Annotated in this window: 18 protein-coding genes and 1 tRNA gene; 13 read left to right on the plus strand and 6 right to left on the minus strand. The window is 62.4% G+C overall.

Translation table 11 applies throughout. The annotated features are described in order from the left end of the window. Positions 1–163 precede the first annotated feature (163 nt). The 7 genes from ASG57_RS11220 (at position 164) to serA (ending at position 6,527) form a co-directional block, all read left to right on the plus strand. A complete protein-coding gene (locus ASG57_RS11220; protein WP_024340406.1) occupies positions 164–994 on the plus strand; it encodes an outer membrane protein in 831 nt (276 codons plus the stop codon). A 168-nt stretch (positions 995–1,162) separates the two neighbouring features. Continuing rightward, complete coding sequence (locus ASG57_RS11225; RefSeq protein WP_024340405.1) at positions 1,163–2,023, plus strand: outer membrane protein; 861 nt, start codon at positions 1,163–1,165, stop codon at positions 2,021–2,023. A 72-nt stretch (positions 2,024–2,095) separates the two neighbouring features. Beyond that, on the plus strand, positions 2,096–2,686 hold the full coding sequence (locus ASG57_RS11230; protein WP_024340404.1) for a glutathione S-transferase family protein: 591 nt from the start codon (positions 2,096–2,098) through the stop codon (positions 2,684–2,686). 18 nt (positions 2,687–2,704) lie between these two features. After that, complete coding sequence (locus ASG57_RS11235) at positions 2,705–3,169, plus strand: GNAT family N-acetyltransferase (protein WP_057196237.1); 465 nt, start codon at positions 2,705–2,707, stop codon at positions 3,167–3,169. Between the two features lie 158 nt (positions 3,170–3,327). Further along, positions 3,328–3,534 (plus strand): hypothetical protein, encoded by a 207-nt coding sequence (locus ASG57_RS11240; protein WP_024340402.1) that lies wholly within the window; start codon positions 3,328–3,330, stop codon positions 3,532–3,534. Between the two features lie 79 nt (positions 3,535–3,613). Continuing rightward, positions 3,614–4,786 carry a phosphoserine transaminase gene (locus ASG57_RS11245; RefSeq protein WP_024340401.1) on the plus strand — a complete coding sequence of 391 codons (1,173 nt, stop codon included), beginning with the start codon at positions 3,614–3,616 and terminating at the stop codon, positions 4,784–4,786. A gap of 151 nt (positions 4,787–4,937) precedes the next feature. Beyond that, positions 4,938–6,527 (plus strand): phosphoglycerate dehydrogenase, encoded by a 1,590-nt coding sequence (serA, locus tag ASG57_RS11250; RefSeq protein ID WP_024340400.1) that lies wholly within the window; start codon positions 4,938–4,940, stop codon positions 6,525–6,527. Between the two features lie 195 nt (positions 6,528–6,722). Here serA and ASG57_RS11255 read toward each other — a convergent pair whose 3' ends face one another. Next, positions 6,723–7,910, minus strand: a complete 1,188-nt coding sequence (locus ASG57_RS11255; RefSeq protein ID WP_024340399.1) for a hypothetical protein — start codon at positions 7,908–7,910, stop codon at positions 6,723–6,725. Between the two features lie 120 nt (positions 7,911–8,030). Here ASG57_RS11255 and ASG57_RS11260 point away from each other — a divergent pair, with 120 nt between their 5' ends. Both ASG57_RS11260 and ASG57_RS11265 read left to right on the plus strand, forming a co-directional pair. Continuing rightward, on the plus strand, positions 8,031–8,951 hold the full coding sequence (locus ASG57_RS11260; protein WP_024340398.1) for a LysR family transcriptional regulator: 921 nt from the start codon (positions 8,031–8,033) through the stop codon (positions 8,949–8,951). Positions 8,952–9,148: 197 nt separating this feature from the next. Then, the gene (locus tag ASG57_RS11265; RefSeq protein ID WP_024340397.1) at positions 9,149–10,321 is read left to right on the plus strand and encodes a thiolase family protein; all 1,173 of its coding nucleotides are present in this window, start codon (positions 9,149–9,151) and stop codon (positions 10,319–10,321) included. A 108-nt stretch (positions 10,322–10,429) separates the two neighbouring features. Here ASG57_RS11265 and ASG57_RS11270 read toward each other — a convergent pair whose 3' ends face one another. Beyond that, complete coding sequence (locus tag ASG57_RS11270; protein WP_024340396.1) at positions 10,430–13,918, minus strand: PAS domain-containing sensor histidine kinase; 3,489 nt, start codon at positions 13,916–13,918, stop codon at positions 10,430–10,432. Positions 13,919–14,522: 604 nt separating this feature from the next. On the opposite strand from ASG57_RS11270, the gene ASG57_RS11275 reads away from it, so the two are divergent. From ASG57_RS11275 to ASG57_RS37645, 3 genes are all read left to right on the plus strand, one after another. Further along, positions 14,523–14,957: a phasin gene (locus ASG57_RS11275; protein WP_024340395.1), complete on the plus strand. Its 435-nt coding sequence runs from the start codon at positions 14,523–14,525 to the stop codon at positions 14,955–14,957. A 453-nt stretch (positions 14,958–15,410) separates the two neighbouring features. Further along, positions 15,411–15,487 (plus strand) — tRNA-His (locus tag ASG57_RS11280). A gap of 244 nt (positions 15,488–15,731) precedes the next feature. Then, a complete protein-coding gene (locus ASG57_RS37645; RefSeq protein ID WP_156402638.1) occupies positions 15,732–15,908 on the plus strand; it encodes a hypothetical protein in 177 nt (58 codons plus the stop codon). Between the two features lie 117 nt (positions 15,909–16,025). On the opposite strand, the gene ASG57_RS11285 is transcribed toward ASG57_RS37645, so the two are convergent. From ASG57_RS11285 to hsdR, 4 genes are read right to left on the minus strand one after another with little or no spacing between them, the layout of a single operon-like run. Then, positions 16,026–18,644: an AAA family ATPase gene (locus ASG57_RS11285; protein ID WP_057196238.1), complete on the minus strand. Its 2,619-nt coding sequence runs from the start codon at positions 18,642–18,644 to the stop codon at positions 16,026–16,028. A gap of 7 nt (positions 18,645–18,651) precedes the next feature. Next, positions 18,652–19,830: a restriction endonuclease subunit S gene (locus tag ASG57_RS36580; protein ID WP_082528916.1), complete on the minus strand. Its 1,179-nt coding sequence runs from the start codon at positions 19,828–19,830 to the stop codon at positions 18,652–18,654. After that, positions 19,827–21,386 (minus strand): type I restriction-modification system subunit M, encoded by a 1,560-nt coding sequence (locus ASG57_RS11300; protein WP_200948546.1) that lies wholly within the window; start codon positions 21,384–21,386, stop codon positions 19,827–19,829. Before ASG57_RS11300 ends, ASG57_RS36580 begins: the two co-directional genes overlap by 4 nt. Next, on the minus strand, positions 21,373–23,745 hold the full coding sequence (gene hsdR / locus ASG57_RS11305) for an EcoAI/FtnUII family type I restriction enzme subunit R (protein WP_057196241.1): 2,373 nt from the start codon (positions 23,743–23,745) through the stop codon (positions 21,373–21,375). The genes ASG57_RS11300 and hsdR overlap by 14 nt, the downstream gene beginning before the upstream one ends. 352 nt (positions 23,746–24,097) lie before the next feature. Here hsdR and ASG57_RS37650 point away from each other — a divergent pair, with 352 nt between their 5' ends. Then, positions 24,098–24,493, plus strand: coding sequence for a hypothetical protein (locus ASG57_RS37650; protein WP_200948547.1), 396 nt, complete (start codon positions 24,098–24,100; stop codon positions 24,491–24,493). Positions 24,494–24,495: the final 2 nt, after the last annotated feature.

Below are 24,495 nucleotides of genomic sequence, written 5' to 3' on the forward strand. Positions count from 1 at the left end.
TTTCTGCAACGCTCCCGCCGCGCCCGCGCGAGCAGTGAGAAAAAATCAACCTTAAAAATTAGGGTTAAGTGGCGCTTAAACATTTGCTGGCATCGTCCTGCCGTGAGTTTCCAGAACGTGAGGCGCTCGTTTTTTAGCCTCACCGGCCATAAGGACGAAGCCAATGCGTAGCGTTAAGTCTCTCCTTGTCGCGAGTGCGGCAACCCTGATCTCGTCGATGGCGTTCGCCGCCGATATGCCGATCGCCGCGCCCCCTCCCATGTACGCGCCCCCGGCTCCGCCCGCCGACTTCGGCGGCTGGTATCTGCGCGGCGACATCGGCATGACCAACCAGAGCGCCAAGCGCATCGATAGCGCCCTTCCGGCCGGGTATACGAAGTCGACGGAAGGCCTCGGCTTCGACTCTTCGCCGCTGTTCGGCCTCGGCGTCGGTTATCGCTTCAACAACTGGTTTCGTGCCGACCTGATCGGGCAGTACCGCGGCAAAGCCAATCTGCACGGCAGCGACAACGTCGTTGGACCCGGCTTCGTCGGCGTCAACAATTACAGCGGCAGCAAGTCCGAGTGGGTCGTCATGGCCAACGCCTATGTCGACCTCGGCACCTGGTGGTGCATCACGCCGTTCATCGGCGCCGGTGTCGGCGGCTCCTACAACAAGATCAGCGGCTTCCGCGACGACGGCGTGTCGTACAGCCCGGCTCTCAACAACAGCGTCGCCTACTTCGCCGACAACGGAAAGTGGAACTTCGCCTGGGCCGCTCACGCCGGTCTCGCCTACAAGGTCAACCCCGGCTTCACCGTCGAACTGGCCTACAGCTACATGAACCTCGGCGATGCGGCGCCCGGCAATTATCGCTTGTTCGACAACAGCGCCTCCGGCCCGACTTCGATCAAGATCAAGGACATCACCTCGCACGACATCAAGCTCGGCGTGCGCTGGGATCTCAACAGCCCGCCGGCCTACATGCCGCCGCCGCTGGTCACCAAGGGCTGATCGCCCACGCTGATCGGTTAGGACTTCTTAACGGCGCGGGATCATCCCGCGCCGTTTTGCTTTGCGTATTTTTCATGGCGCGCAGTGATGAAAGCACCCGCCGCAACCATTGGTTAAGGTTAACAGGCGATGATCATCGCAACAGTTCGAGTCCGATGGAGCGTGGTGATGCGTAGGCTGGTGTTGGCAGCGGCGGTGTTGGGGACGATGTCTGTCGCGCATGCGGCTGACATGCCGGACCTGCCGGTGCTGCGGGGCGGCTTCACCGAAGGCTTGTCGAAGTCATCCGTCAATTGGGATGGCTTCTACGTCGGTGGTCAGTTCGGCTTTGCCACGTCCGAGATGGACTTCAGCCGCGCTCCGAAATCGATGACGGATTTCATGCTGCGCGACAGCATCCTGCAGGCCCCGGTTGGAGGATGGTCGCTGCTGCCGAAGAATCACGTGCAGACGACGGGATTCGGCGCCTTTGTCGGCCGGAACTGGCAGTATTACGACGCTGTGATGGGCGTCGAAGCCAACTACAGCTACATGAACAATCTCGCGAGCACCGCAAGTGATTCCATGACGAGATTGATCGCCGGCGAAGAAGCTCCCACAAATCACGTCTATACCTACAACACGACGCTGGGCGGCGGCGCCGCGTTGCAGCTCAAGGACTATGTGACCTTCCGGGGTCGGGTTGGATGGTCCGGCGGAGACTTCATGCCTTATGCCTTCGGCGGCCTCGCGATCGGACGCGCCGATGTATCGCGGTTTGCGACGGTGTCGTACCTGAAGTACGACGACTTCACGGATCCCAACACCGGCGTCACCACGCGCACAACCATCGGCTCCGCTACGATGACGCAGTCCGAGCAACGCGTGAACAGCTTCATCTACGGATGGACGGCAGGCATCGGTATCGAATACGCGCTGCTCGACTGTGTGATCCTGCGCGGCGAGTGGGAACATGTCGGGTTTTCGAGCGCCAAGAACATCTCCGTCAACTTGAACAATTTTCGTGTGGGCGCCGGCTACAAGTTCTAGGCCGGCGTTGCAGCCGGTTGACACGGCCGCGTCGTCCTGATGCTCTGTCGCCCGAAAGTGGGGCGGGCTGCGATGAAGATTTACGGCGACAGCAATTCCGGCAATTGTCTGAAGGTGAAGTGGGTCTGCGACAAGCTCGCAGTGCCCTACCAGTGGATCGAGATCGACACCCGCAAGGGTGAGACGCGCACGCCGCAATTTCTGAAGATGAACGGCGCCGGCCAGGTGCCGACCGTCGCATTCGACGACGGCCGCACGCTGGCGCAATCCAACGCCATCATCCGCTATCTCGCCCGCGACAGCGCGCTTGTCCCGCGCGACGCTTTCACGGCGGCCAAGATGGACGAATGGCTGTTCTGGGAGCAGTACAGCCACGAGCCCTATATCGCGGTGTGCCGGTTCCTCATGGTCTATCTGGGAAAGGACGTCTCCGAGCTCGATCCCGAAAAGGTCAAGCGCGGCTATGCGGCACTCGACCGCATGGAGCAGCACCTTTCCGGCAGCCGCTTCTTCGCGGGCGACGAAGTTTCGCTCGCCGACGTGTCGCTGCTGGCCTATACGCGCCTCGCGCATGAAGGCGGCTTCGATCTCGGCCGCTATGCTTCCGTCCGCCGCTGGATCGGCGAAGCCGAAGCGTTTCTCGGCCTGTCGCCGGCGCGCTGAGGTGCGGAGTTGTCTGCCATGAACGCCGATGCCATTGTCATCCGTTCCGCGCGCCGCGAGGACGTTGCCGCGATCGTGGCGATGCTCGCCGACGATCATCTCGGTCGCGCACGCGAGCGTGTGGAGGATCCCTTGCCGGCCTCGTATTACGACGCATTCGCGCGGGTCGAGCGCGATCCGAATCTGACGCTCGTGGTGGCCGAGGGCGCGGGCAGGGTGGTCGGCTGCCTCCAGCTCGCGATCCTGCCCGGCATCAGCTCGCAAGGCGGCGTACGCGGCCTGCTCGAGGACGTTCGCGTTGCTTCCGATTGTCGCAGCCGCGGCATCGGCGAGCGACTGGTGCAATGGGCGGTGACGGAAGCGAAGGCGCGCGGCTGCAATCTCGTCGAGCTGCTCACGCATCAGACGCGCGTCGATGCGCAGCGCTGCTACAAGCGGCTCGGCTTCACGGCGAGTCACGTCGGCATGACTGTCCGCTTTTGAGGCAGGAAGGAATGCGCGTTGCGCGGCCGGCGAAATCAGGTCGGGCATGCGTTCATCTTAAGAGCTGGTAAACTACCTAGCCGTCGTTCACGTTCTCACAGGAACGAAGAATGCTACGGCAGCTTCTGACACCGAGCTCGGTCGGTTCGGGGATTTCGATGCCAAGCTATTCGATGATCAAGGTCGGCAACGGCTATGTCGTGCAGGCCAATGACAAATGCATTTTGAAGGTCGGCAGCCGCCGCAAGGCCGCGCAATTGATCAGCGATGCCACGGACTTGCTGAATGCGCTCGCTGTTGTCGAAGCTCCAGAAATTGCACCGGAGCTCCCATCACTGACGCGTGAGGCCCCGGAACTTCCTTGACTGCCCTTCCCGATTCCCGTATCAGCCGCGGCGGGACACCTCCCCCCAACGGGAGGCTTACTATCTGGAAGGGTAGATCATGACCGTAGCGAAGCCCGCTTCGCGGCCGAACGTGCCGCATTTTTCTTCCGGCCCCTGCGCCAAGCGCCCCGGCTGGAACGCCCAAAATCTCAAGGACGCAGCTCTCGGCCGTTCGCATCGCGCGAAGATCGGCAAGACCAAGCTCAAGCTCGCCATCGATCTGACGCGCGAGGTGCTCGAGGTCCCCGCCGATTACCGCATCGGCATCGTGCCGGCGTCCGACACCGGCGCGGTCGAGATGGCGCTGTGGTCGCTGCTCGGTGCGCGGCCCGTCACCACGCTCGCCTGGGAGTCTTTCGGCGAGGGCTGGGTCAGCGACATCGTCAAGGAATTGAAGCTCAAGGACGTCACCAAGCTGAGCGCGGCTTACGGTGAAATCCCCGACCTGTCGAAGGTCGATCCCAAGAGCGACGTCGTCTTCACCTGGAACGGCACCACCTCGGGCGTGCGCGTGCCGAACGCGGACTGGATCAGTGCGACCCGCGAGGGCCTGACCATCTGCGACGCCACGTCTGCCGCATTCGCGCAGGCGCTCGACTGGCCGAAGCTCGACGTCGTCACCTTCTCCTGGCAGAAGGCACTCGGCGGCGAGGCTGCGCACGGCATGCTGATCCTGTCGCCGCGTGCGGTGGAGCGGCTCGAAACCTACAAGCCGGCCTGGCCGCTGCCGAAGATCTTCCGCATGACCAAGGGCGGCAAGCTCAACGAAGGCATCTTCGTCGGCGAGACCATCAACACGCCGTCGATGCTCTGCGTCGAGGATTATCTCGACGCGCTGAACTGGGCCAAGTCGATCGGCGGCCTCAAGGCGCTGATCGCACGCGCCGATGCCAACACCAAGGTGCTCGCCGACTGGAAGGCGAAGACGCCGTGGATCGACTTCCTGGCCAAGGACGCCTCGATCCGCTCCAACACCTCGGTGTGCCTGAAGTTCACCGATCCCGCGATCACCTCGCTCTCCGACGACGCGCAGGCCGACTTCTCCAAGAAGCTGGTCGCGCTGGTCGAGAAGGAAGGCGCCGGCTACGACTTCGCCTATTACCGCGATGCCCCGGCCGGCCTGCGCATCTGGTGCGGCGCCACCGTCGAGGCCAGGGACGTCGAGCTGCTGACGCAGTGGATCGACTGGGCGTTCGCCGAGACCAAGGCCGCGCTCGCGAAGGCGGCGTAACTCGTCACCCCATTCTCGTCATGGCCGGGCTTGACCCGGCCATCCATCGAGAAAGATGGACCCGCGGGTCTCAGAGCGCGAAGACGCGCTTCGCGCTCATGCCCCGCGGGTGACGACATCAGCATATCGCGCCCACTAAGGGATCATCCCCATGACCAAGCCCAAAGTTCTCATTTCCGACGCGCTCTCGCCCGCTGCCGTTCAGATCTTCAAGGACCGCGGCATCGAGGTCGACTTCCAGCCCAACCTCGGCAAGGACAAGGACAAGCTGGCCGAGATCATCGGCAATTACGACGGCCTTGCGATCCGCTCGGCGACCAAGGCGACCGCCAAGATCCTCGAAAAGGCGACGAAGCTGAAGGTGATCGGCCGCGCCGGCATCGGCGTCGACAATGTCGAGATTCCCGCGGCCACGGCCAAGGGCATCATCGTGATGAACACGCCGTTCGGCAATTCGATCACGACGGCCGAGCACGCCATCACCCTGATGCTGGCGCTGGCCCGCGAGATTCCGCAGGCGGACGCCTCGACCCAGGCCGGCAAGTGGGAGAAGAACCGCTTCATGGGCGTCGAGATCACCGGCAAGGTGCTCGGTGTCATCGGCTGCGGCAACATCGGCTCGATCGTCGCCGACCGCGCGCTCGGCCTGCGGATGAAGGTGATTGCGTTCGATCCCTTCCTCTCGCCGGAGCGCGCCAAGGACATCGGCGTCGAGAAGGTCGAGCTCGACGACCTCCTCAAGCGCGCCGATTTCATCACGCTGCACACCCCGCTCACCGAGAAGACGAAGAACATCATCGACGCGGCCGCGATCGCCAAGATGAAGAAGGGCGTTCGCCTGATCAATTGCGCCCGCGGCGGCCTCGTCGACGAGCAGGCGGTGGTCGATGCGCTCAATTCCAAGCACATCGCCGGCGCCGCCTTCGACGTCTTCGTCGAGGAGCCGGCGACCAAGAACGTGCTGTTCGGCCATCCGAACGTGATCTGTACGCCGCATCTCGGCGCGTCCACCACGGAAGCGCAGGAGAACGTCGCGCTGCAGGTCGCCGAGCAGATGTCGGATTACCTGCTCACCGGCGCGATCTCGAACGCCGTGAACTTCCCCTCGATCACGGCCGAGGAAGCGCCGAAGCTGAAGCCGTTCATCGCCCTCGCCGAGAAGCTCGGCTCCTTCGCGGGCCAGCTCACCGAGACCGGCATCCTCAAGGTGGAGATCACCTACGAGGGCCATGTCGCCGAGATGAAGATCAAGGCGATCACCTCCGCCGTGCTGTCCGGCCTGCTGCGGCCGATGCTGGGCGAGGTCAACGTCGTCTCCGCCCCGGTCGTCGCCAAGGAGCGCGGCATGGTGGTGGACGAGATCGTGCGCGCCGCGCAGAGCGATTATGAGAGCCTGATCACCGTCGCCGTCACCACCGAGCGGCAGGAGCGGTCGGTCTCGGGCACCGTCTATGCCGACGGCAAGCCGCGCCTCGTCGACATCAAGGGCATCCGCGTCGATGCCGAGTTCGGCAAGTCGATGATCTACGTCACCAACGAGGACAAGCCGGGCTTCATCGGCAAGTTCGCGAGCCTGCTCGGCGACGCCAAGATCAACATCGCGACCTTCCACCTTGGCCGCGTCGCGCCCGGCAGCGATGCCATCGCGCTGGTCGAGGTCGACGGCGCGGTACCGGCCGACCTGCTCGCCAAGGTGCAGGCCCTGCCGCAGGTCAAGCAGGCCAAGGCGCTGACGTTCTGAGTGCGGAGATTCCACAGGACTCTCGTCGCGGTTCGAAGGCTTCATTCGCAAGATCAGCTCGAAGGCGGTCTCACATCGAGGCGCTCGTGCTGAGCCGCCGCTGCATTCCAGAGAGACCTTCCTGCGCCGGTCGGGCGAACCTCCATCAATCCGAGAGGTTCGCCCGGCGGTATCGGTCGGCCGCTCGATGGGCCGTTAGTTTACGTGCGGCTTCGACGGATAAAACCGATCCTTCGCTCTCGCCGCATTAGCCTGCGGCATTGGCGGAAGCCTGGCTTCGCCAACTCTCGGCCGGGATGGTGGAGCGTTGGGTACCGGCTGTGCTTCGCCGAGGAAAACGCGCGACGGCAGTCGCTTGTCCGAGGGATTGGCCGTGCCGGGCCTGTCGGCGAAGCCGCCGCCGCCGGCGCCGGTGCAGTCGAGCGAAACCTGCTTCCATCCGGTTGATTGTCCGATCGGATTGGTCTTGTCCTCGGCCATCGCCTGCACGCTGGTCGTCTTCGACACCGAGATCTTCTTGGTGAAGACCGCCTCGTACTTGCCCGGCGAAACGAACGACGACCAGGCCTCGACGAACTGGCTCTGCATCGGCTCGTTACCGATCTTGGTCCAGAGCTTGAACTTGACTCCACCGGCCTTGCTGGTGCCGACGCGGACGCGGGCGTGGGTCACCTGGCATTTCGCCCCGGGATTGGGACTCGTCACATGGCCGGCGGAGGTCATGAAGCGGAGGTGGATGTCCTTGACGCTGAAGTTCGGCTCCTTGGCGGCGACGTCGTCGGCCTTGCCATGCTTGCCCTCGCATTTCACCGGCACGGCCACGTTGGCCGTGTGCTTGTGCGGCGTTCCCAGCCCGCCCGAAGGAAGCGGACCGACATCGTTGCTCGGGATCAGGAACGAGGCTATCAGCTCGACGCCGACCGAACCGAACGTGTTGTGGCTTTCGCGAATGCCCTTTCCTTCGCTGAGCTTCTTGTTGCAGGTCGCAATGATGGCCTGCTTTTCTGCAGCCGTCATGAAGTCGGTCGAGCCTTCATAGGTGGTCGAGAAGTTCACCTCGTCGTCGTGCTTCTTGTCGGGAGACGCGTTGACGAAATACATGCCCTCGGGATGGCCGAGCTGACGCACCTTGTAGTTCACGATCGGGTACGACGGCGTTGTGATGTGGACCTTGACGGGCAGGCTGATGGTGCTGCCCTCGATCTTGGTCCACGACGTTCCATTCTCGGAAACGACCTTCAGGATGGTGGAGCTGAAGCCGTTGCCGGCGATCGTGCCGTTCGCGCGGGCCGCATGAGCGCCGGTGCTGCCGGTCATCAACAGGAGGATCGAGGCCGCTGCACTGCGCAGGAGCCATGGCGGGAGGTGGGTGGCAAAAGACATGGAAGTTCTCCGTAAGGGTTTGAAAATACATTTGGTTTTCGTGTGCAGCGTTTCTTGGGGGATGCACGAAGGTTGGTCGCTGTTGTCCCAAAATCAGTTTGCCGATATGATTTCACGAACATCATGAATGACATTCAGCTGAATCGGGTCGACCTGAACCTGCTTCCGGTTTTCGAGGCCGTGCTCGCCGAAGGGAACGTCGCCAGAGCTGCGGCTCGTCTTCATGTCACGCCCTCGGCGGTGAGCCATGGACTTGGCCGGCTCAGGCAGCAGTTCAACGACCCCTTGTTTCTCAAGACGCCGAAAGGCGTCGTGCCCACAGAGCGCGCTCTCCAACTCGCCGATGCCATTGCGGACGTCCTGGCACGTGCGCGGCGCGTGGTGGGGACGGCGGAGCCGTTCGATCCGGCTCGCTCGAGGCGCCGCTTCACGGTCGGCGCGCCCGATGCGATCGCAGCCGTCATGATGCCTCCATTGCTGAAGCTCGTTCAGCGCGAGGCTCCCTTCATCGACATGGCTTTGCGATACGTGCTGCGCGAAGCAGCCTTTGCAGCGCTGGATGCGCGGACAGTCGACATCGCTGTGGTTCCGATCGACGACGTTCCAGCGCGCTACGTGTCCAAGATCGTTTTTGAAGACAGGTTCCAGATCGCCGTCCGTCGTGGCCATTCCTTCGCGGCAGAACCGACGCTGAAGCGTTATTGCGAGATGCAGCACGCCATCGTGTCCCCGGCCGGCGATACGCGCGCTTACGTCGATGACGTCCTTGCCAGCAAAGGGCTATCCCGCCGCGTCGCGATGACCGTGCCGAGTTTCATGCTCTTGATGGCGGTTGTCGCTGAAAGCGATCTGATCGCCGCCCTGCCTAAGGGGCTTCTCGATGTTCACGGCGCCCGCTTTGGTTTGCTCGGCATCGATTCACCGTTGCCGATGCGAAGCTTTCAACTTCGTGCCATCGTTCCGAAGGTCGCGATGATGGATGCCGGCGTCGAGTGGCTGTTCGGCCTGCTGGACAATCCGCCTTCGAAGGCGTCGGCGTAAGCATTCGCTCCGCGATAGTGCCGCCTCCTGGTCGGAGTTCGAGTCCAGAGCGCGGAATCCGACAGCGTGCGGATATTCCGACCTGCGGAAACAGCCGCGGGCGACCGGATGGCGTTTTTCTTTCCCGCGGCCGCCCAACTTTGTGTACCAATAGCGTCAGGACGCTCAGTTCAAGATGGTTCGACAGGGAGAAACACATGCGTGAAGCCGTCATCGTTTCCTATGCGCGCACGGGCCTTGCAAAATCCGGCCGCGGCGGGTTCAACATCACGCCGCCGATGTCGCTCGCGGCGCACGCCATTCATCACGCGGTGGACCGCGCCGGCGTCGAGAAGGACTATGTCGAGGATTGCTATCTCGGCAATTGCGCCCATGGCGCGCCGAACATCGGCCGCCAGGCCGCGCTGCTCGCCGGCCTGCCGAAGACCACCGCCGGCGTCTCGGTGAACCGCTTCTGCTCCTCGGGCCTGCAGACCATCGCCATGGCCGCCAATTCGATCCGCTCGGACGGCGCCGACTGCATCGTCGCCGGCGGCGTCGAGAGCATCTCGATTCCGGGCGGCGCCACGCCGAAGGAATCGATCGATCCGGAGCTGCTCAAGGTCGCCCCCGACATCTTCATGGCCATGATCGACACCGCCGACATCGTCGCCGAGCGCTACAAGCTCAGCCGCGAATACCAGGACGAGTTCTCGCTGGAATCGCAGCGCCGCATGGCCTCGGCGCAGCAGGCCGGCAAGTTCAAGGACGAGATCGTCCCGATGAAGACGAAGATGAAGGTGGTCGACAAGCAGACCAAGGCGGAGAGCATCGTCGACTACGTCGTCGATCGCGACGAGTGCAACCGTCCCGACACCACGCTGGAAGGTCTCGCCAAGCTCGAGCCGGTGAAGGGGCCCGGCAAGTACGTCACCGCCGGCAATGCCAGCCAGCTCTCGGACGGCGCCGCCGCCGTGGTGCTGATGGAAGCCAAGGACGCGGAGAAGCGCGGCCTCAAGCCGCTCGGCCGCTTCGTCGCGTGGGCGACCGCCGGCTGCGAGCCCGACGAGATGGGCATCGGACCGGTGTTCGCGATTCCGAAGCTGCTCAAGCGCACCGGCCTCAAGATCGACGACATCGATCTGTGGGAGCTCAACGAAGCCTTCGCCAGCCAGTGCCTGTATTGCCGCGACAAGCTCGGCATCGATCCCGCCAAGTACAACGTCAACGGCGGCTCGATCGCGATCGGCCATCCCTTCGGCATGACCGGCGCCCGTCTCACCGGCCACCTGCTGCAGGAAGGCGCCCGCCGCAAGGCGAAGTGGGGCGTGGTGACGATGTGCATCGGCGGCGGCCAGGGCGGCGCCGGCCTGTTCGAGATCTATCACTGAGACCACGCGAGCGGTCCGAATGCAGAAGGGCACGGCGCGAGCCGTGCCCTTCGTCGTTTCGCGCGCAGCGAAGCAATCAGGAATCGCTTCGCGGCACAGCCTGGATTGCTAGGCCTTCGCCAGCACCGGCGCGAACACCACCTCGATCAGCGTGCCGTGGCCTGCGTTCTTGATGTTGAAGCGGGCGCGGTTGGCTTCGACCAGCGCCTTGGTCAGCGACAGGCTCAGCGCCGAGCTGTCGGCGGCGTCGCCGGGCGGCGGTGTGCGGAACGGCTCCATCGCGGCGGCGACCTCGCGCTCGCTGAGGCCGTGGCCGGTGTCGCGGATGCGCAGCGCGATCTCGCCGCGGTCGGTCAGCGCGGTCGAGACGATGACCTGGCCGCCCGCGCTGGCGAGCCGGATCGAGTTCGAGATCAGGTTCATGGTGATCTGCCGCATCGCGCGCGCATCCGCGCTCACCTGCGGCAGCGCATGCGCGAGCGAGGTGCGGATGATGATGCGCTCGCGGTTGGCCTGCGGCTGCATCACGGTGACGCAAGCCTCGACCAGATCGTTGAGATTGAGGTCGGCGAAGTTCAGGTCGAGCTGGCCGGTCTCGATCCGCGACAGCTCCAGCAGGTCGTCGATGATGGCGATGACGCGCTCGCCGGAGGCGCGGATGTCCTTCATGTATTCGCCGTAGCGCTCGTTGCCGAGCGTGCCGAAGCGCTCCGAGATCATCACCTCGGCGAAGCCGATGATGGCGTTGAGCGGCGTGCGGATCTCGTGGCTGATCCGCGCCAGCATGTCGGCCTTGGCATTCGCCGCGCCGTCGACGAGGCGGCGGGCCTGCGTCAGCTCGCTCTCGCCCTTCTTGGCCTGCGAGAGGTCGCGGAACACCGCGAAGAAGTTCGGCCCGTCCGGGCGCGTCCGGCCCATGATCATCGCGAGCGGAATGGCGCCGCCCTTCTTCTCGCGGCCCAGCACCTCGCGGCCGTGGTCGAGCAGGCTCGCAATGTCCTGGCTCTTCAGGCTTTGCAGATAATCGGCGACGACCTGCTGGCTCTCCGGCGCGAACAGCGTCATCAGGTTCTGCTGCAGCAGCGCCTCGCCGTCGTAGCCGAACAGCGCCTCGGCGCTGCGGTTGCAGGCGTGGATGTTGCCTTCGGCATCGAACATCACGATGCCCTCGGCCGTGGTGTCGAGGATGGCGGCGAGATCCTCGGCCTCGGCTTCGCCGGCTGCGGGCTCGGCGATCTCTGCGACGATGGACTCGGCAACGACGGCCTCGGTGACGACGCTCTCCGCGACGATCGGCGTCGGCTGCGGCAGCGCGCAGATCAGCGCATGCGCGCTCTCGCCGTCCCAGTCGATCGCATGCAGATGCGCGTCCGTCGTCGCCAGCGGCGCTTCGCCGGTCGCGACCGTCGCGCTGATCGTCACCGGCGTGCCGGCTTGCGAGGTGCTGCTGGCGGACGACACGCCCGGCTCGACATAGAGCGCATCGAGCCCGCCGGCATTCTCCAGCGCGCTGACGCTGGCATAGCCCATGCGCGCGAGGAAGGCCGGGTTGGCGTAGAGCAGGCGGTCGAGCCGATAGATCAGGATGCCTGATGGCAACAGGTCGAGCAGCGTGCGGTCGCGCGTGCTGGTGCCGCGCGGCGGCGGTGCCGGCTCGCTCAGCCATTCGGCGGCGGCCTGCGGCGCCTCCGGCTCCGGTGCCGCTGGCTCGGCTGCGATCTCCGCCGCCGGCTCGGATGCGTCGGCTGCGATCGTCTCGCGCTCGCGTTCGAGCCGCTCGGACAATTGCCGCGCGAGCTCGTTGAACGCGCTGTTCTCGACCGGCGTCAGCGTCGGGGCGCGCGTATCGCCGGGAGGGCGGAACGGCACGACATTGGGAGGCGTTTCCACGTGCGTGTCCAGATCGGTTGGGTGTGAAGTCGCGTCGCTTGTGGGCTCTGGCAGTTCAGGCTTTGGCAGTTCAGGCTCTGGTGCTTCAGTCTCTGGTGCTTCAGGCCCGGATGTCGGCTCGGGCTCGGCCGGCTTGATCGGCGGAGGCGCCGCCGCCGCTTCGGGCTTCATGTGAGGCTCGGCTTCGGTCTCGGTCTCGGTCGCGGGCCCGGCGACATCGGCGGAGAGGCCATGTTGCGTCGGCGCCGCGGCGAGCCGCTCGAAACGGCGAAGCGCCTCGAGCCGGTTGAGCGCATCGAGATCGCGGCAGACGCCAAAGCCCCTGAAGCCGGCGAAGTTGCGCATCTCGTCGTAGACCGGCAGGCCCGCGAGCTCGACCGGCAGGCGCTCGCCGCCGTCGGCCGGCCAGCTCACCGTGATGCCGGCCCAGGTGTCCTGGCTTTGCAGCGCCTGTGCGACGCGCCCGTCGGGATCGAGCGCGAAGTCGGCCGCGATCTCGCGCCAGGGCCGGCCGAAGCCGGCGGCCGTGCGCGGGCCGATCAGGCCGATGAATTCGTCGGAGAGAAGCACAAAGCGGCCCTCCGCATCCATCTGCCAGAGGAAGCGCAGCGGATGCTGACGCGGTGCGGGCGGCTCTTGCTGGCCCGAAGACGGCTTGCCCGAGGAAGGCTCGACCATGCCGCCGGTGATCGACTCGCCCTGCGGCGACACGATGGCCGCGCTGCGGTTTTCAACCGGAGTGTTTTCGGTCGAAGTGCTTTCGATCGGAATGTTTTCAACCGGGGCCTCGGGCGCGGCGGATGCGACAGGCGCTGCCGCCTCGCTGTCCGGCTGCGCGTGCGCGATCGTCTCCGCCGGCGCCGCTATGTCCTCCGGCTCGGCGAAGGCGTCGAACAGTGCGATGTCCGACGGCGCCTCGGCGGACGGAGCAGGCGGGGGCTCCGGCGCAGCGGCGGAGGGCGCGGCCGGCGCAATCTCGTGCGAGGGCTGGGCCGGCTGGCTGTGCGCGACGTCCGGTGCCGCCGCGGGCGCGGCATCGCGCGCCGCGGCCGGGTTGGCGGCCGGCTCGATCAGCGCGACCAGGCCGATATCGGCGCCTCGGCCGACCCGCTGCAGCACCATCTGGCCGATGCCGATCTGCGTCGCGGCGCGGCCTTCGCGCAGCGCGTCGCTGCGGGCCCGTTCGAGGCCGGCCTCGAACAGGTCGCGGAAGCCGAGCAGGGTGCGGGCGGCCTCGCTCGCGCCGACGAACAATCCGTCCGGCGCGAACGCCGCCATCGGCACCTTGGCGCCCGCGACCAGCCGATGCAGCCGCTCGACCAGCGGCATGGTGCGCAGCGCCGGGTCTATCGCGGTGACGAGCACGGCGTGACTGCCGTCGGCGAAATCGAGCCGGGCGCAGGCGCAGGTCATCAGCGTGCCGAGCCGGGCGCCGAAGCCACGCAGCCGTTCGAGCCGCACGCTCCCGCCTGCCGGCAGCTGGCGCGCGAGACGGGCGATCTGGCGGCGATGGCTGTCGGCGGGGCCGAACACCCTGTCGGCGAGGGCGGCGCTGTTGGCCGCGCCGAACAGTTTTGCGCCGACCGGATTGGCCCACAGCACGCGCGCGCCGTCGGTCGACCACAGCCAGGTGGCCAGCGGTGAGGTCGCATGCACGGCCAGCCGCGGATCGCCCACACCTCGCAACTGGAAATCCGAACGAATCATCGGGCCGGCTTGTCACTCGCGCATGCTGTGGCGGCTGCCGGAATGACAGCCTTAAGAAAGAGTTAGTATCGCCCGCGGCTGCGGGCAGGTCCACGGCCGCCGGGCCCGAAAACGCCCCCCAAGCGCCGATAACCTTAATGGTGCCAGGCCCGCAAGCCGCAGCGATGCGGCATCCAAGGGATTCGCGGGGCCGGCTCCGCCGTCATTCCGGCGCGCGCGCGGCGCGAACCCGGAAATCCATCCATCCTCTTGCTCTGCGGCCGATGGATTCTCAGGTGCGCAATTGCGCACCATGGCTCCGTCGCTTCGCTCCGGCCTCGGAATGAGGGCGATGGAGCATGTCCCGCGCCGCCCTCAACCCCCGGTCCCCCCATACCGGAACCTCACCCTTACCTAGATTAAATTTCCGCAACGCACCCGTCTGCCGCGTTGCAATGCACAATGTTGACATGATAGGCAGCCATAGTGCTGGGCGCTGGGCGAGCCATCTCATTCGTTTCGCGTTTCCAGTCTTTCGTACCCGCTGAATGCGAGGGCCCACGGTCGGGGCCGGCGGGCGCGCCAGAAGGCTCACTCCATTTTTCAATTAGCGTGAGGGACCAACATGACAGGTGCGACTGATCCGTTTTCTGCCTCGATCATCCCGTTCGAGGTTCCCGAGCAGATGCGTGCGTTCGCCGAAAAGGGCGTGTCGCAGGCCCGCGAGAACTACGCCAAGTTCAAGGACGCCGCCGAAACCCACAACGGCACCGTCGAGGCCGTGTTCACCTGCGCGTCCAGGGGCGCGAGCGAATACACCGCCAAGCTGGTCGAGTTCATGAAGGCCAATTCCAGCGCCCAGCTCGACTTCGCCCAGCAGCTGTTCGGCGCCAAGTCGCCGACCGAAGCGATGGAGCTGTGGACCGGCCACGCCCGCAAGCAGCTCGAGACCTACCAGTCCCAGGCCAAGGAGCTGGCCGAGCTCACCCAGCGCGTCGCCGCCGAGACGGCCGAGCCGATCAAGGCCAGCGCCTCCAAGTATTATCCGCCCGCCGCCTGAGCGCCGGGGCCGGTTTGAACGGCATGATCCGGAAAAGTGTGTAGCGGTTTTCCGATCAGATCATGCCAAACAATGGAAACCCGGGCCGAAACGCCCGGGTTTTCTTTTTGAAATGGTGCACTCGACCGCGCCCGGCGCTCCGTCTCCCAAAGGGAGAGGTCGGATCGCCCCCCGGCGATGCGAAGCATCGTCCGGCGCGATCCGGGTGAGGGGATCCGCTCTCGCGTTGGACCGCGCTCCGCCCCGCATGCGCGCGCCGAGCGACCCGACCTCTTCCCGCCGGGGAGAGGTGAACGACGCCCCGCCGATCCACTCGTTTTCTCGCAGCAGTGACGGGCAAATATCGGGTTTTGCGGCCTTGCCAAAAACCCCCGTTGCACCTAGTTTCCGCCCCGTCCAGCCCCCTCGGCACCGGCCCTCTGAAGGGCGTCCTGAGGCGCGGCTCGCCAGGATGCAGTTGTAGCTCAGTTGGTTAGAGCGCCTGTCTGTGGAACAGGAGGTCGGTGGTTCGAGCCCACCCAACTGTACCAGATTATAAATAAATTCAACAAGTTAGACGGCAGTAAAATCGACACTTCGGGCAATTTGCCAAACTTCGTCTCTAAGCCCCACCCTCAGCCCCATCAATCTTGCTGCTGACCCTTGGGCCAGAGAAGAAGCCTTTGCGACTCAAGCACGGCCTGCACCAGAAGCGAGATGTGGAGAGAGTGCACAAGGTCTTGTCGCTTTTGCCCTCTGGTCTCACTCTATGAACACCGAGATGGAGGTAAACAAATGCTGGTCATGCGCGCAGTTGGAAAAGTTCTCTGGGGTGGCGCGGCCATTGCGGTTCCACTTGCAATGTATGGCGCCGCAATGGCGAGCACTCAAGCTGGCATCGCTCAGTTTATCCCGTTGGGCGCTGTTGGCATTGGCCTTCTGCTGATGGGCGCTTTGTTGCACGCCCGCTGACAGCCAAGCGGCGGGATACGACCGATCCGTGGCTCTCCGCCAACAAACTGCACGTCCGAAATGGTCGCGAAAAGCGCTGGGTTGAGCAACTGCTTCTGATCGATCTGGCCTGATGATCTAATTAAGCGCGGGTTTTACCGCATTCTTTTGGCGATCACGGATGGACTGAATCCATTCTTCCAGGGCCTTAACCTCGCTAAGCAGGTCATCAAGCGATAAGGCCTCAGGGTTCAACGCTTGTGCCGAGGAATGGAGGTCCTCAGATAGCCTACTTTGGGCTTCCATTACGGACTTCACGTCGTCCTCGGTGAGAATGCCGAGTTTGAAGATCGAGGTCGGTTTTACTTTGTTGTCGAACCTTTCGAGCACTGGGCGGACGTAATCGGAAATGGCCTGCTCCCAAGCATCGCGCAGTTGACCGATAGTCCCCTTGCAGAACGTAGTGCGCTGAGTATCTGTCAGCTTATCAAAGGTCGGTTTTGCCGATTTGAGCGAGGATCGCAGCGCATTGCACATCTCAAGGCCCGACTTCGCCTTATCCGGCAACTCGTTCTCGATGTGGCCAGGCTTATCCTGCCGACGCCTGACATTGCGAAATGCGATTGGCCGGTTCGCCTTCTCTGCCTCGCGGCGAAGTTCGTATAGGAACACAAGGTCGTGTGTGAACACAATGACCTGGCGGTGTTCCGCCTCCTCCACCAGCCGCGACGCAACCGCGTTCCGGTGAATGTGGTCGAGCGATGACATTGGATCATCGAAAACGATACCGGAATAACGCTGCGCCGTGACCAACTCGGCAAGGAACGCAGCGAGCGCGACGCAGCGGTGCTCGCCTTCACTGAATATCTCGCCGACCTTGGCGGTCGGGTTCTCCACCAACGCAACGCGAAAATACGATACCGCCTGCCGGTCTTTCTCCTTGCGTAGCTCAACCGGCATTCGGGACAGTTTGAGTTTTCCAATCTCACGCGCAAAGCGACCGCGCAGAGCGTCCGTTACCATGCGATCCGAGAGTTCCTTGTTCTTGTCGGTGATTGGTTTCTTGGCAATCGACTTCAGCGCAGTGTTGATCGACTCGATTTCCTTGAGGCGCGCGATGTGCGCCTTGATGTCCGGGAGCAGCGGCGCAAGAGCGGCGCGCTCCTTGAGTTCAAGGTATTCGGATTTCAGTCTCTTGTAGTCGTCGCTCTGCGTATCGGCGGAAAGCTGCGCGGCGCGCCTTTTGAGATCGGCTGCGAGGATCGTAAGCGCCTGGAGCGGATCAGCGCCAAGCGGCTTGGGCTCGCCATATGCCCTGACCATCGCCCGTAGCCGCCAGAGCACCACGACAAAGGCGCGTCGAACTTGCTGTGCAAGCGACGCATCGCCGATATCGGTGGTGAGGAACTTGCTCGATTTCAGAATATCGCCAATGCGGAGCATCCGCCCTTTCAACTGGGCAAGCGTAGCGTCCAGCTTCGCGCGCGCCGCCGCTTCATCAGCCTTCGTCGAGCTTCTTACAAACGACTCGAATGTCAATTGGCGCTCGATTGCGTCCGCACTAAGGGGTTGCTGGCAAAGCACGCAAATCGTACCCGGTTCGCTCGAAGGGAATGTCTTTCCGGGATAGGCCACGGTGACAGCATAGGCGCGCGCGGCCTCCCATAGTTTCTGCCAGGTTGCTTGGCCTACTTCCGGCAACGGCGATGCGCTGAATAGCTGTTGCGAAGCCACCGATGCGGCTTCCACGGCATCGCCGTGGGTCTTTCGCAGCGCATTAATTTCGGCGAACGCCGCCGCGTTCGTAGCGCCAACTAGAGTTTGGAGGAAAGTCTGAATGCGCTCCACTTCCCGGCGCTGATTCTCAAGTCGCGCCACGGCGCGCTTGGGGTCCTGTGCGAAGTCGGTTTCCAGCGTGGAGAGGCGAGCGGTTTCCTGCTCACCAAGTGCGGCAAGCTTATCGAGCAGCGGGATATTGGACTTTGCGTTTAGCCCAAAAACATAATTGCCAGCAGCCGTCTCACTGGTCAGTGAGGGATTTGAAATCGCAAGCGGAATCTGATTCTTAAGAGTGGCAATCCTGCCGTCGAGCGCCGTTTTGATGTAGTCGGAAGCGTCCGCCAGCGCCTCCAGCAAACGCATTGGCCGGGGGATATAGGCTACCTCGTTAGTGCTTTCGACATGGATGTTTGCGCTGCGAGAGTCAAATATGCTGACCGATGGGAGCTCGCTATGTGGCTCGCCGTCAGGTGTCCAACCGAATTGATGAGTGTTCGCGCCTCTCGCGAAACATATTTCGGCAGACTGCGGCGTGTTGGTCTTATCCTCCAAATTCCTGTGGATGGCGAACTTCTCATCCCGTGACCGACATGCGTGCTTTAAGACTCGGACATAGCCAGACTTTCCCGAACCGTTATCGCCGTAAATTACCGTCAGACCGGAGGGTTCAAAGGATAGCTCCTGCTGGCTGGCAAGCGCGTTGATGGCAGTGGGGTTCTTTATCGAAAGAAGTGAAATCGGCTCTGCCGCGCTGGTTTCAGCGACAATATGCGATTGCGAAATCGGCGTATGGGTGCGCGTAGGGTCAAGGCAGAGCTCCGTAAGTTCAGCGATCGCCTTATCGTCGAGCGTTTCACCTGCAACCAGCCGACGAAGAGCATCTCTCTGCCATGCAGGCCGTTTCTCTGCCCATGTAACGAGGTCGGTGAGGGCAGCTTTTTCGGTCAAAGGAGCGGATTGCGTGGTCGCAGTGCTCATGTTGATTCTACAATTCTCCCTTGAATGCCTTGTCGAGAACGGCGGGGAGCAAGGCATCCAATTCGATGGCAGACTGGGCTTGAAGTGCTTTCACCGCGTCGAACTTGGATTGAAGAGCTTCGAGCTGAGAGGCAATTTGGTCTTGTCGGTTGCGCTCAGGCAGAGGAATAAGCATTCGCTTCACGCGGTCTGCTGACAGGGCTGGTTGAGCCGTGCCGGTCTCTGTAGACCTACTCTTTCGATAGTTGGCGTACAGCCACCAGTAAACGTAGCGCGGCGAATGAATCGTCTTGGTCACATGTATCGCAGCGACATTCTGATTGGTCGCGGCAGCGCATTGAAGAATGGCGCACTGCCCCCGGGTCTTTCCTTGACCTATCATCGCCAGCAGTACGGTTCCAGGAGGATAGATTTTCGCGTTGCTTTCCCTGAGGCCAAGATCAGTTATCTTTTCGCGAGTGTCGATGATGTCGCGAAAGGCTACTTCCCCTGAGCTGACCCACGCATTCGACCCGCCCCAGTAGCTAGAATTTGCCCGAGATGGTGTACCCCCTGTCGTTACGACAAATTCGGCACCAATCTCGGTGCTGGAGTTACTTACCGAGTCGAATGTCGATAGAAGCAGCTTCGTGTGGAGAGCCGATAACTCGTTAACTGCACGTAACCTTGCTTGTTGTGCCTCCTGCACTCGCGCCGCCAACTTCTCGATGCGTGCGACGATGCGGCGTTGCTCGCCGAGCGGCGGGAGGGGTATCTCTGATGCTTCAAATTGCTCAGGATGCAGACTTTGTCGTCGGACATTCGTGCCAGTGCTTTGCCGTCCAATCCGTTGCCAGTTTGATGGCGCTCGGAAGTACCAATCGAGAAATTTCGGGTCAACAACCGATGAGTCCGCCTCGTAAGCAACGAAAGCGTTCGACATCACGCAGTCGTCAGCTTCCGGCGGTACTATTCCAAAAGCGCCTTCCCAGGCCATTATTTTGCAGTAGACAAAATCTCCTGCTCGCAAGCGTTGGACTTTGGGAAGCTTAAACGTGGCGCCCAACTTTCTTTCGCTCACGAATACGCCGCGACCAAAACTATATGTGCCCGCAAATACATATTCGTTTATGTCTTCGCGAGATTCGAAACGCGCGACTCTTTTCAGCGCCTGCTTTAGCGGTACGGATTGCCAGCTTAGATTCATGCGCTTGCACCTAGAGCGGCTTTGATTTCTCGCATCAGTTCGGCAATCCGCAGCTCCTTCCTGAGAATGTCGTCGGCAAGTTGCTCCGGTGGCAGGTGCTCAAAATCCACTTTGGCGCGCGGGTTCTTTCGGTCGAGGTTGCAGCCCGCATCCAGCAATTCCTTGACCTGCACTTTCCACGCCTGGTCGTTGTCCTCGCGCTTCGTCCACCACGTCGTGCAGGCCTTGAACTCGTCGAACTGCATGGGCTGAGTCTTGGTGTAATTCTTGCGGCCGTTAGGCAGGGGCTGCTCGTAATACCAGACCTCATCCGTGGGGCCGGAGCGGTCGAAGAACAGGATATTGGTGGGGATGCCAGTGTAGGGCGCGAACACGCCATTGGGCAGCCGCACGATGGTATGAAGATTGAACTCCTTGAGGAGTTCTTCTTTGATGCGGGCACAAACACCGTCGCCGAACAGCGTGCCATTGGGCACGACGACGGCAGCGCGTGCGGGGCGACCGACAGAAGACGGCTGGCGTTTCAGCTTGCGCATGATGAGCTGAAGGAACAGCAGCGCGGTTTCCGCCGTCTGACGATCTTCGGGGAAGTTGCCTTGAATGCCTTTTTCCTCCTCCCCGCCGAACGGCGGGTTGGTGACGATCACATCGACGCGTTCCTTCTCGCCAATTTCGGAGAGCTTAAAGCGCAGGGCATTGCCGGGATCGATCTGCGGCGCATCCAGTCCGTGCAGGAGCAGGTTCATTTGGCACAGCAAATAGGGCAGGGACTTGGGTTCGCAGCCGATGATGGTGTCGGTTTGCAGACGCTTGCGGTCGGCGACGGTCTTCACCTGTTTCTCAAGGTAATTGTACGCTTCCACCAGAAATCCGCCCGTGCCGCTGGCCGGGTCAAGGACGGTCTCACCAAGGCGCGGATCGATGACTTCCACCATGAAGCGCACGACGGAGCGCGGCGTGTAGAACTCGCCGGAATCACCCGCCGCGTCGCGCATTTCGCGGAGCATGGATTCGTAAAGCGCGCCGAGGGTGTGAAGCTCGTCCGATGATGTGAAGTGGATCCCGCCAACCTTGTTGATGACGTCGCGCAGCAGATAGCCGCTCTTCATGCGGTTATCGACGCCCTTGAACACAGTGGCGATCACGTCACGGCGGTTGTCGCCGTTGGAACTGGAAAGCGCCCGCAAGTAAGCGAACAGCCCGGGGCCTTTCTGGCCGTCGGCGCGCACGGCTTCGTCGGAATTGATGAAGGAAAGCAGTTCATCGCCCGTGATGCCCTGCGGATCGGCAGCCCAATCGCGCCAGCGATACGGGGCTTCAATGGCCGCCTTGAACTTCTTGCCGGATAACGCGCTTTCCTCCTCGCGCTGCTGCTCAAGGTCGTCGAGGAATTTGAGGAACATGATCCATGTCAGCAGCGGCAGACGGTCGAGATCGCCGTTCAGCCCCTTGTCTTTGCGCATGATATCGCGCGCGGACTTCAGAAGGCTCCCGAGCATCTGGGAAGTTGTCATCGGTGCGGCGTCCGCGCCGTTCTTCTTCTTAGTTCGAGCCATAGAGCAATCCTTGCAAGTCGTTTACGGCCCGGCGAAGCTCATCGGGGCCGCCGAACAGCTTGATGATTTCGGCAGGTTGGCCGTGGGTTGAGATCGGTGGAACCTTGAGCACGTCCGGCAGGACAAACTGTGCGTCGCCGTGTTCCGCATATTTTTCCAGAAGCTCGTCCAATACCTGACGCGCTTCAGGAGAGAACTTCTCGAAGTAGTCCTTGCGCTCGGCCTTGAGGCGCTGCGCCCGCTCACGCCGGGTACGAAGAGGCGCATTGAAAGCGAGATAGCAAAGCAGGTCGAAGGGGTCGGCGTCGGTTTGGCCTGTCTCTTCGGCCAGCACGTCAAAGTCAATGCCGCGCTCGCCCAGCGCGGTGATGATCTCGCCGCGCTGGTCAGCGTCCGCCCAACGCTTGCGAAGCTCGGCGGAAGTTGGCGCAAGCGAACGAACGCTTTCGGCAGCATAGTCAGTGTATTTGACGACGCGAAGCTGCCTGCCGTTCGGATCAAGCTCGTGTACCAAATGGGCCACGACTTCGACCTGGCCTCCGTCGAAGTAAAACTTCCGCGGCTCGCCGGTCGGCGGTTCGATCACGCCGGTGTCGCCTTCCTCCGGCGTGGCAGGCTCCGGTTCCTGCCCTTCGGGGAGCGTCTCCGTCGTCGAGGTGATTTCTCCCGCGTCGTTTACTTCTTCTTCCGTGATCCGGGCCGGATCGCCGTCGAAGTCCGGATCTGCGAACATGCGGGTCGCGGAACCAGTGTAGTCGAGGATGTTGAACCAGAGCTTACCGTAATCATCACGCAGGCGTGTCCCGCGTCCGATGATCTGCTTAAATTCGCTCATCGATCCGACAACACGAGCCAGAACGACATTCTTGCACGTTGGCGCATCAACGCCGGTCGTCAGCAACTGCGACGACGTGAGTATAGTCGGTGTCTTGGTTTCGAGGTCTTGGAATTTCGATAGGTGGCCGCGTCCGATTGCACCCTCGTCGGCGGTGACGCGCGCCACATAATCGGGATACTGCGCCACAAGGTCGGCATTGAGGTTGACCAGAGCCTGCCGCATTTCCGAGGCGTGCTCTTGATCGACGCAGAACACGATGGTCTTAGCAAAGCGGTCGGTCTTTTTGAGAAAATCGGTCAAGTGATGGGCGATAGCCTGCGTGCGGGCGCGCAAGGCGATGGTCCGCTCGAAGTCCTTGGTCTGGTATTCATCATCGGGAATCGCGCGGCCAAAGCGATCAACCTCGTCCTTACTCGGTCGCCATCCAGCCGCGTCCCATTGAGTGATGACGCGATGCACTCGGTAGGGCGCGAGGAAGCCATCGTCGATGCCCTGGCGCAGGCTGTACTCGTAAATCGGGTTGCCGAAGTAGAGGTAGGTGTCGCGATTGTCCTCACGCAGCGGCGTCGCCGTCATGCCAAGCTGGTAGGCGGGCTTGAAGTGCTCAAGGATGGCGCGCCACGAGCTATCGTCCCGTGCGCTACCCCGATGACATTCATCGACGATGATGAGGTCGAAGAAATCTGGCGGATAATTCCGGAAGAGTCCTGCGCGACGTTCGTCCTCCGCCAGCGCCTGATAGATAGCGAAATACATTTCCCGGCTTTTGACGATCTCGCCGGATTCGATCTTGTGGCGCGCGTCCCCGAAGGGGGTGAAGGTCTTGTCCTTCGGGTCGTCAATGAGGATGTTGCGATCCGCGAGGAACAGGATGCGCGGCTTGCGATGCTCCCCGGTACTATTCCAGCGGCTTGACCAGAGCTTCCAGCAAATCTGGAAAGCGACGATGGTCTTGCCCGTCCCAGTCGCCATTGTGAGAAGCAAGCGTTGCTTTCCAGCAAGGATGGACTCGATCGCCCGGTTGATGGCGATCTGCTGGTAGTATCGGGGCGGTTTGCCGCCGACTGTGTTGTAAGGGGCGATCAGATGATCGACGCGCTCGGGCGTATTGATCCCGCTGCCCAACTGATAGCGCCGCCAGAGGTCTCCAGGCGAGGGGAAGTCAGCAACGAGCGTTTCTGTCCCCTGGAAATAATCGATCTCGATTATCTCGGTGCCATTGGTGGCGTAGGCATACTTGAGGCCGAGAATCTCCGCGTAGCTCCGTGCCTGCTGCACGGCGTCGGTTGCGGATTTGTAGCTGGCCTTGGCCTCGACCACGGCAAGCGGAAAATCCCGCGCGTAGCGCAGCAGATAGTCCACCCGTTTGGGCGGCTTGCGGACAAAGCCCCTTCCCACCGGAATTACACGACCATCCGTGATGGTGCGCTGCTCGGCGATAGAGTGCGGCTCGTCGTCCCAGCCGGCGGACTGAAGTTTGGGGACGACGAATTTTCGGCAAGTGTCGGCTTCGTTCGTCATAGTCTGGCGGCCCCCAGGATGATCGGAAACTCCCGGCGCGCCGCCGTAAGCTCGTTGGCCGCTTGAAAAGTCGGGCGGAGAGTCGATGATCACAGCGGTGTATTTACACAGAGAAAGATTGGGAGATAGCAATGTTTTCTAATACTTAGGCAAGCCTCAATGTACGGAGCCAAGGTCCCGGGCAAATGCTGTCTCGCCGAACAATGAACTGTTGCAGCGCGGCAAGCGTCTGGATCGAAGGATAGGCGAATCTTCGAAGGCCCTGTCAAGCAACCGCTCGTTTCTTACTTGCTTGCCATATTGACTCCTACCATAAGTTGCGCTGCTATCGACGCTTTTCTGGGGGATACGCATGGGCAGCAGCGGCTCTGGCCGGATTAGTGACTATCCCGGTTCATCAGGCAAAGGTTCGGTCGAATCGACAGGTGGCGGTAGCGGCAGCGGCGGTGGATCAGACCGATGTGCCCAAGCCTTCGCAGTGTCCCTGGAGGATATTGAACACTGCGATTTCCACAAAACAACTGGCGCAGTGCCCGCACCCGGCCAACAACTGCGAATAGCTCTGAAGAAGCGGGTCGTTGCGGAAACCGACGCGGGTGTAACGGTCGGCAATCTGCCAACAACCCTTAATTATCTAGCCGGTTGTCTAAAGGATGGCTGGACATATACCGGTACGATCACGTCCTCTAATGCATCGGGTGCCGTCGCCAAAGTATTGGCCGACTTTGCGCCTTCCTCGCACCCATGAGT

The organism is Bradyrhizobium sp. Leaf396 (assembly GCF_001424605.1).
Lineage (GTDB): Bacteria > Pseudomonadota > Alphaproteobacteria > Rhizobiales > Xanthobacteraceae > Bradyrhizobium > Bradyrhizobium japonicum_C.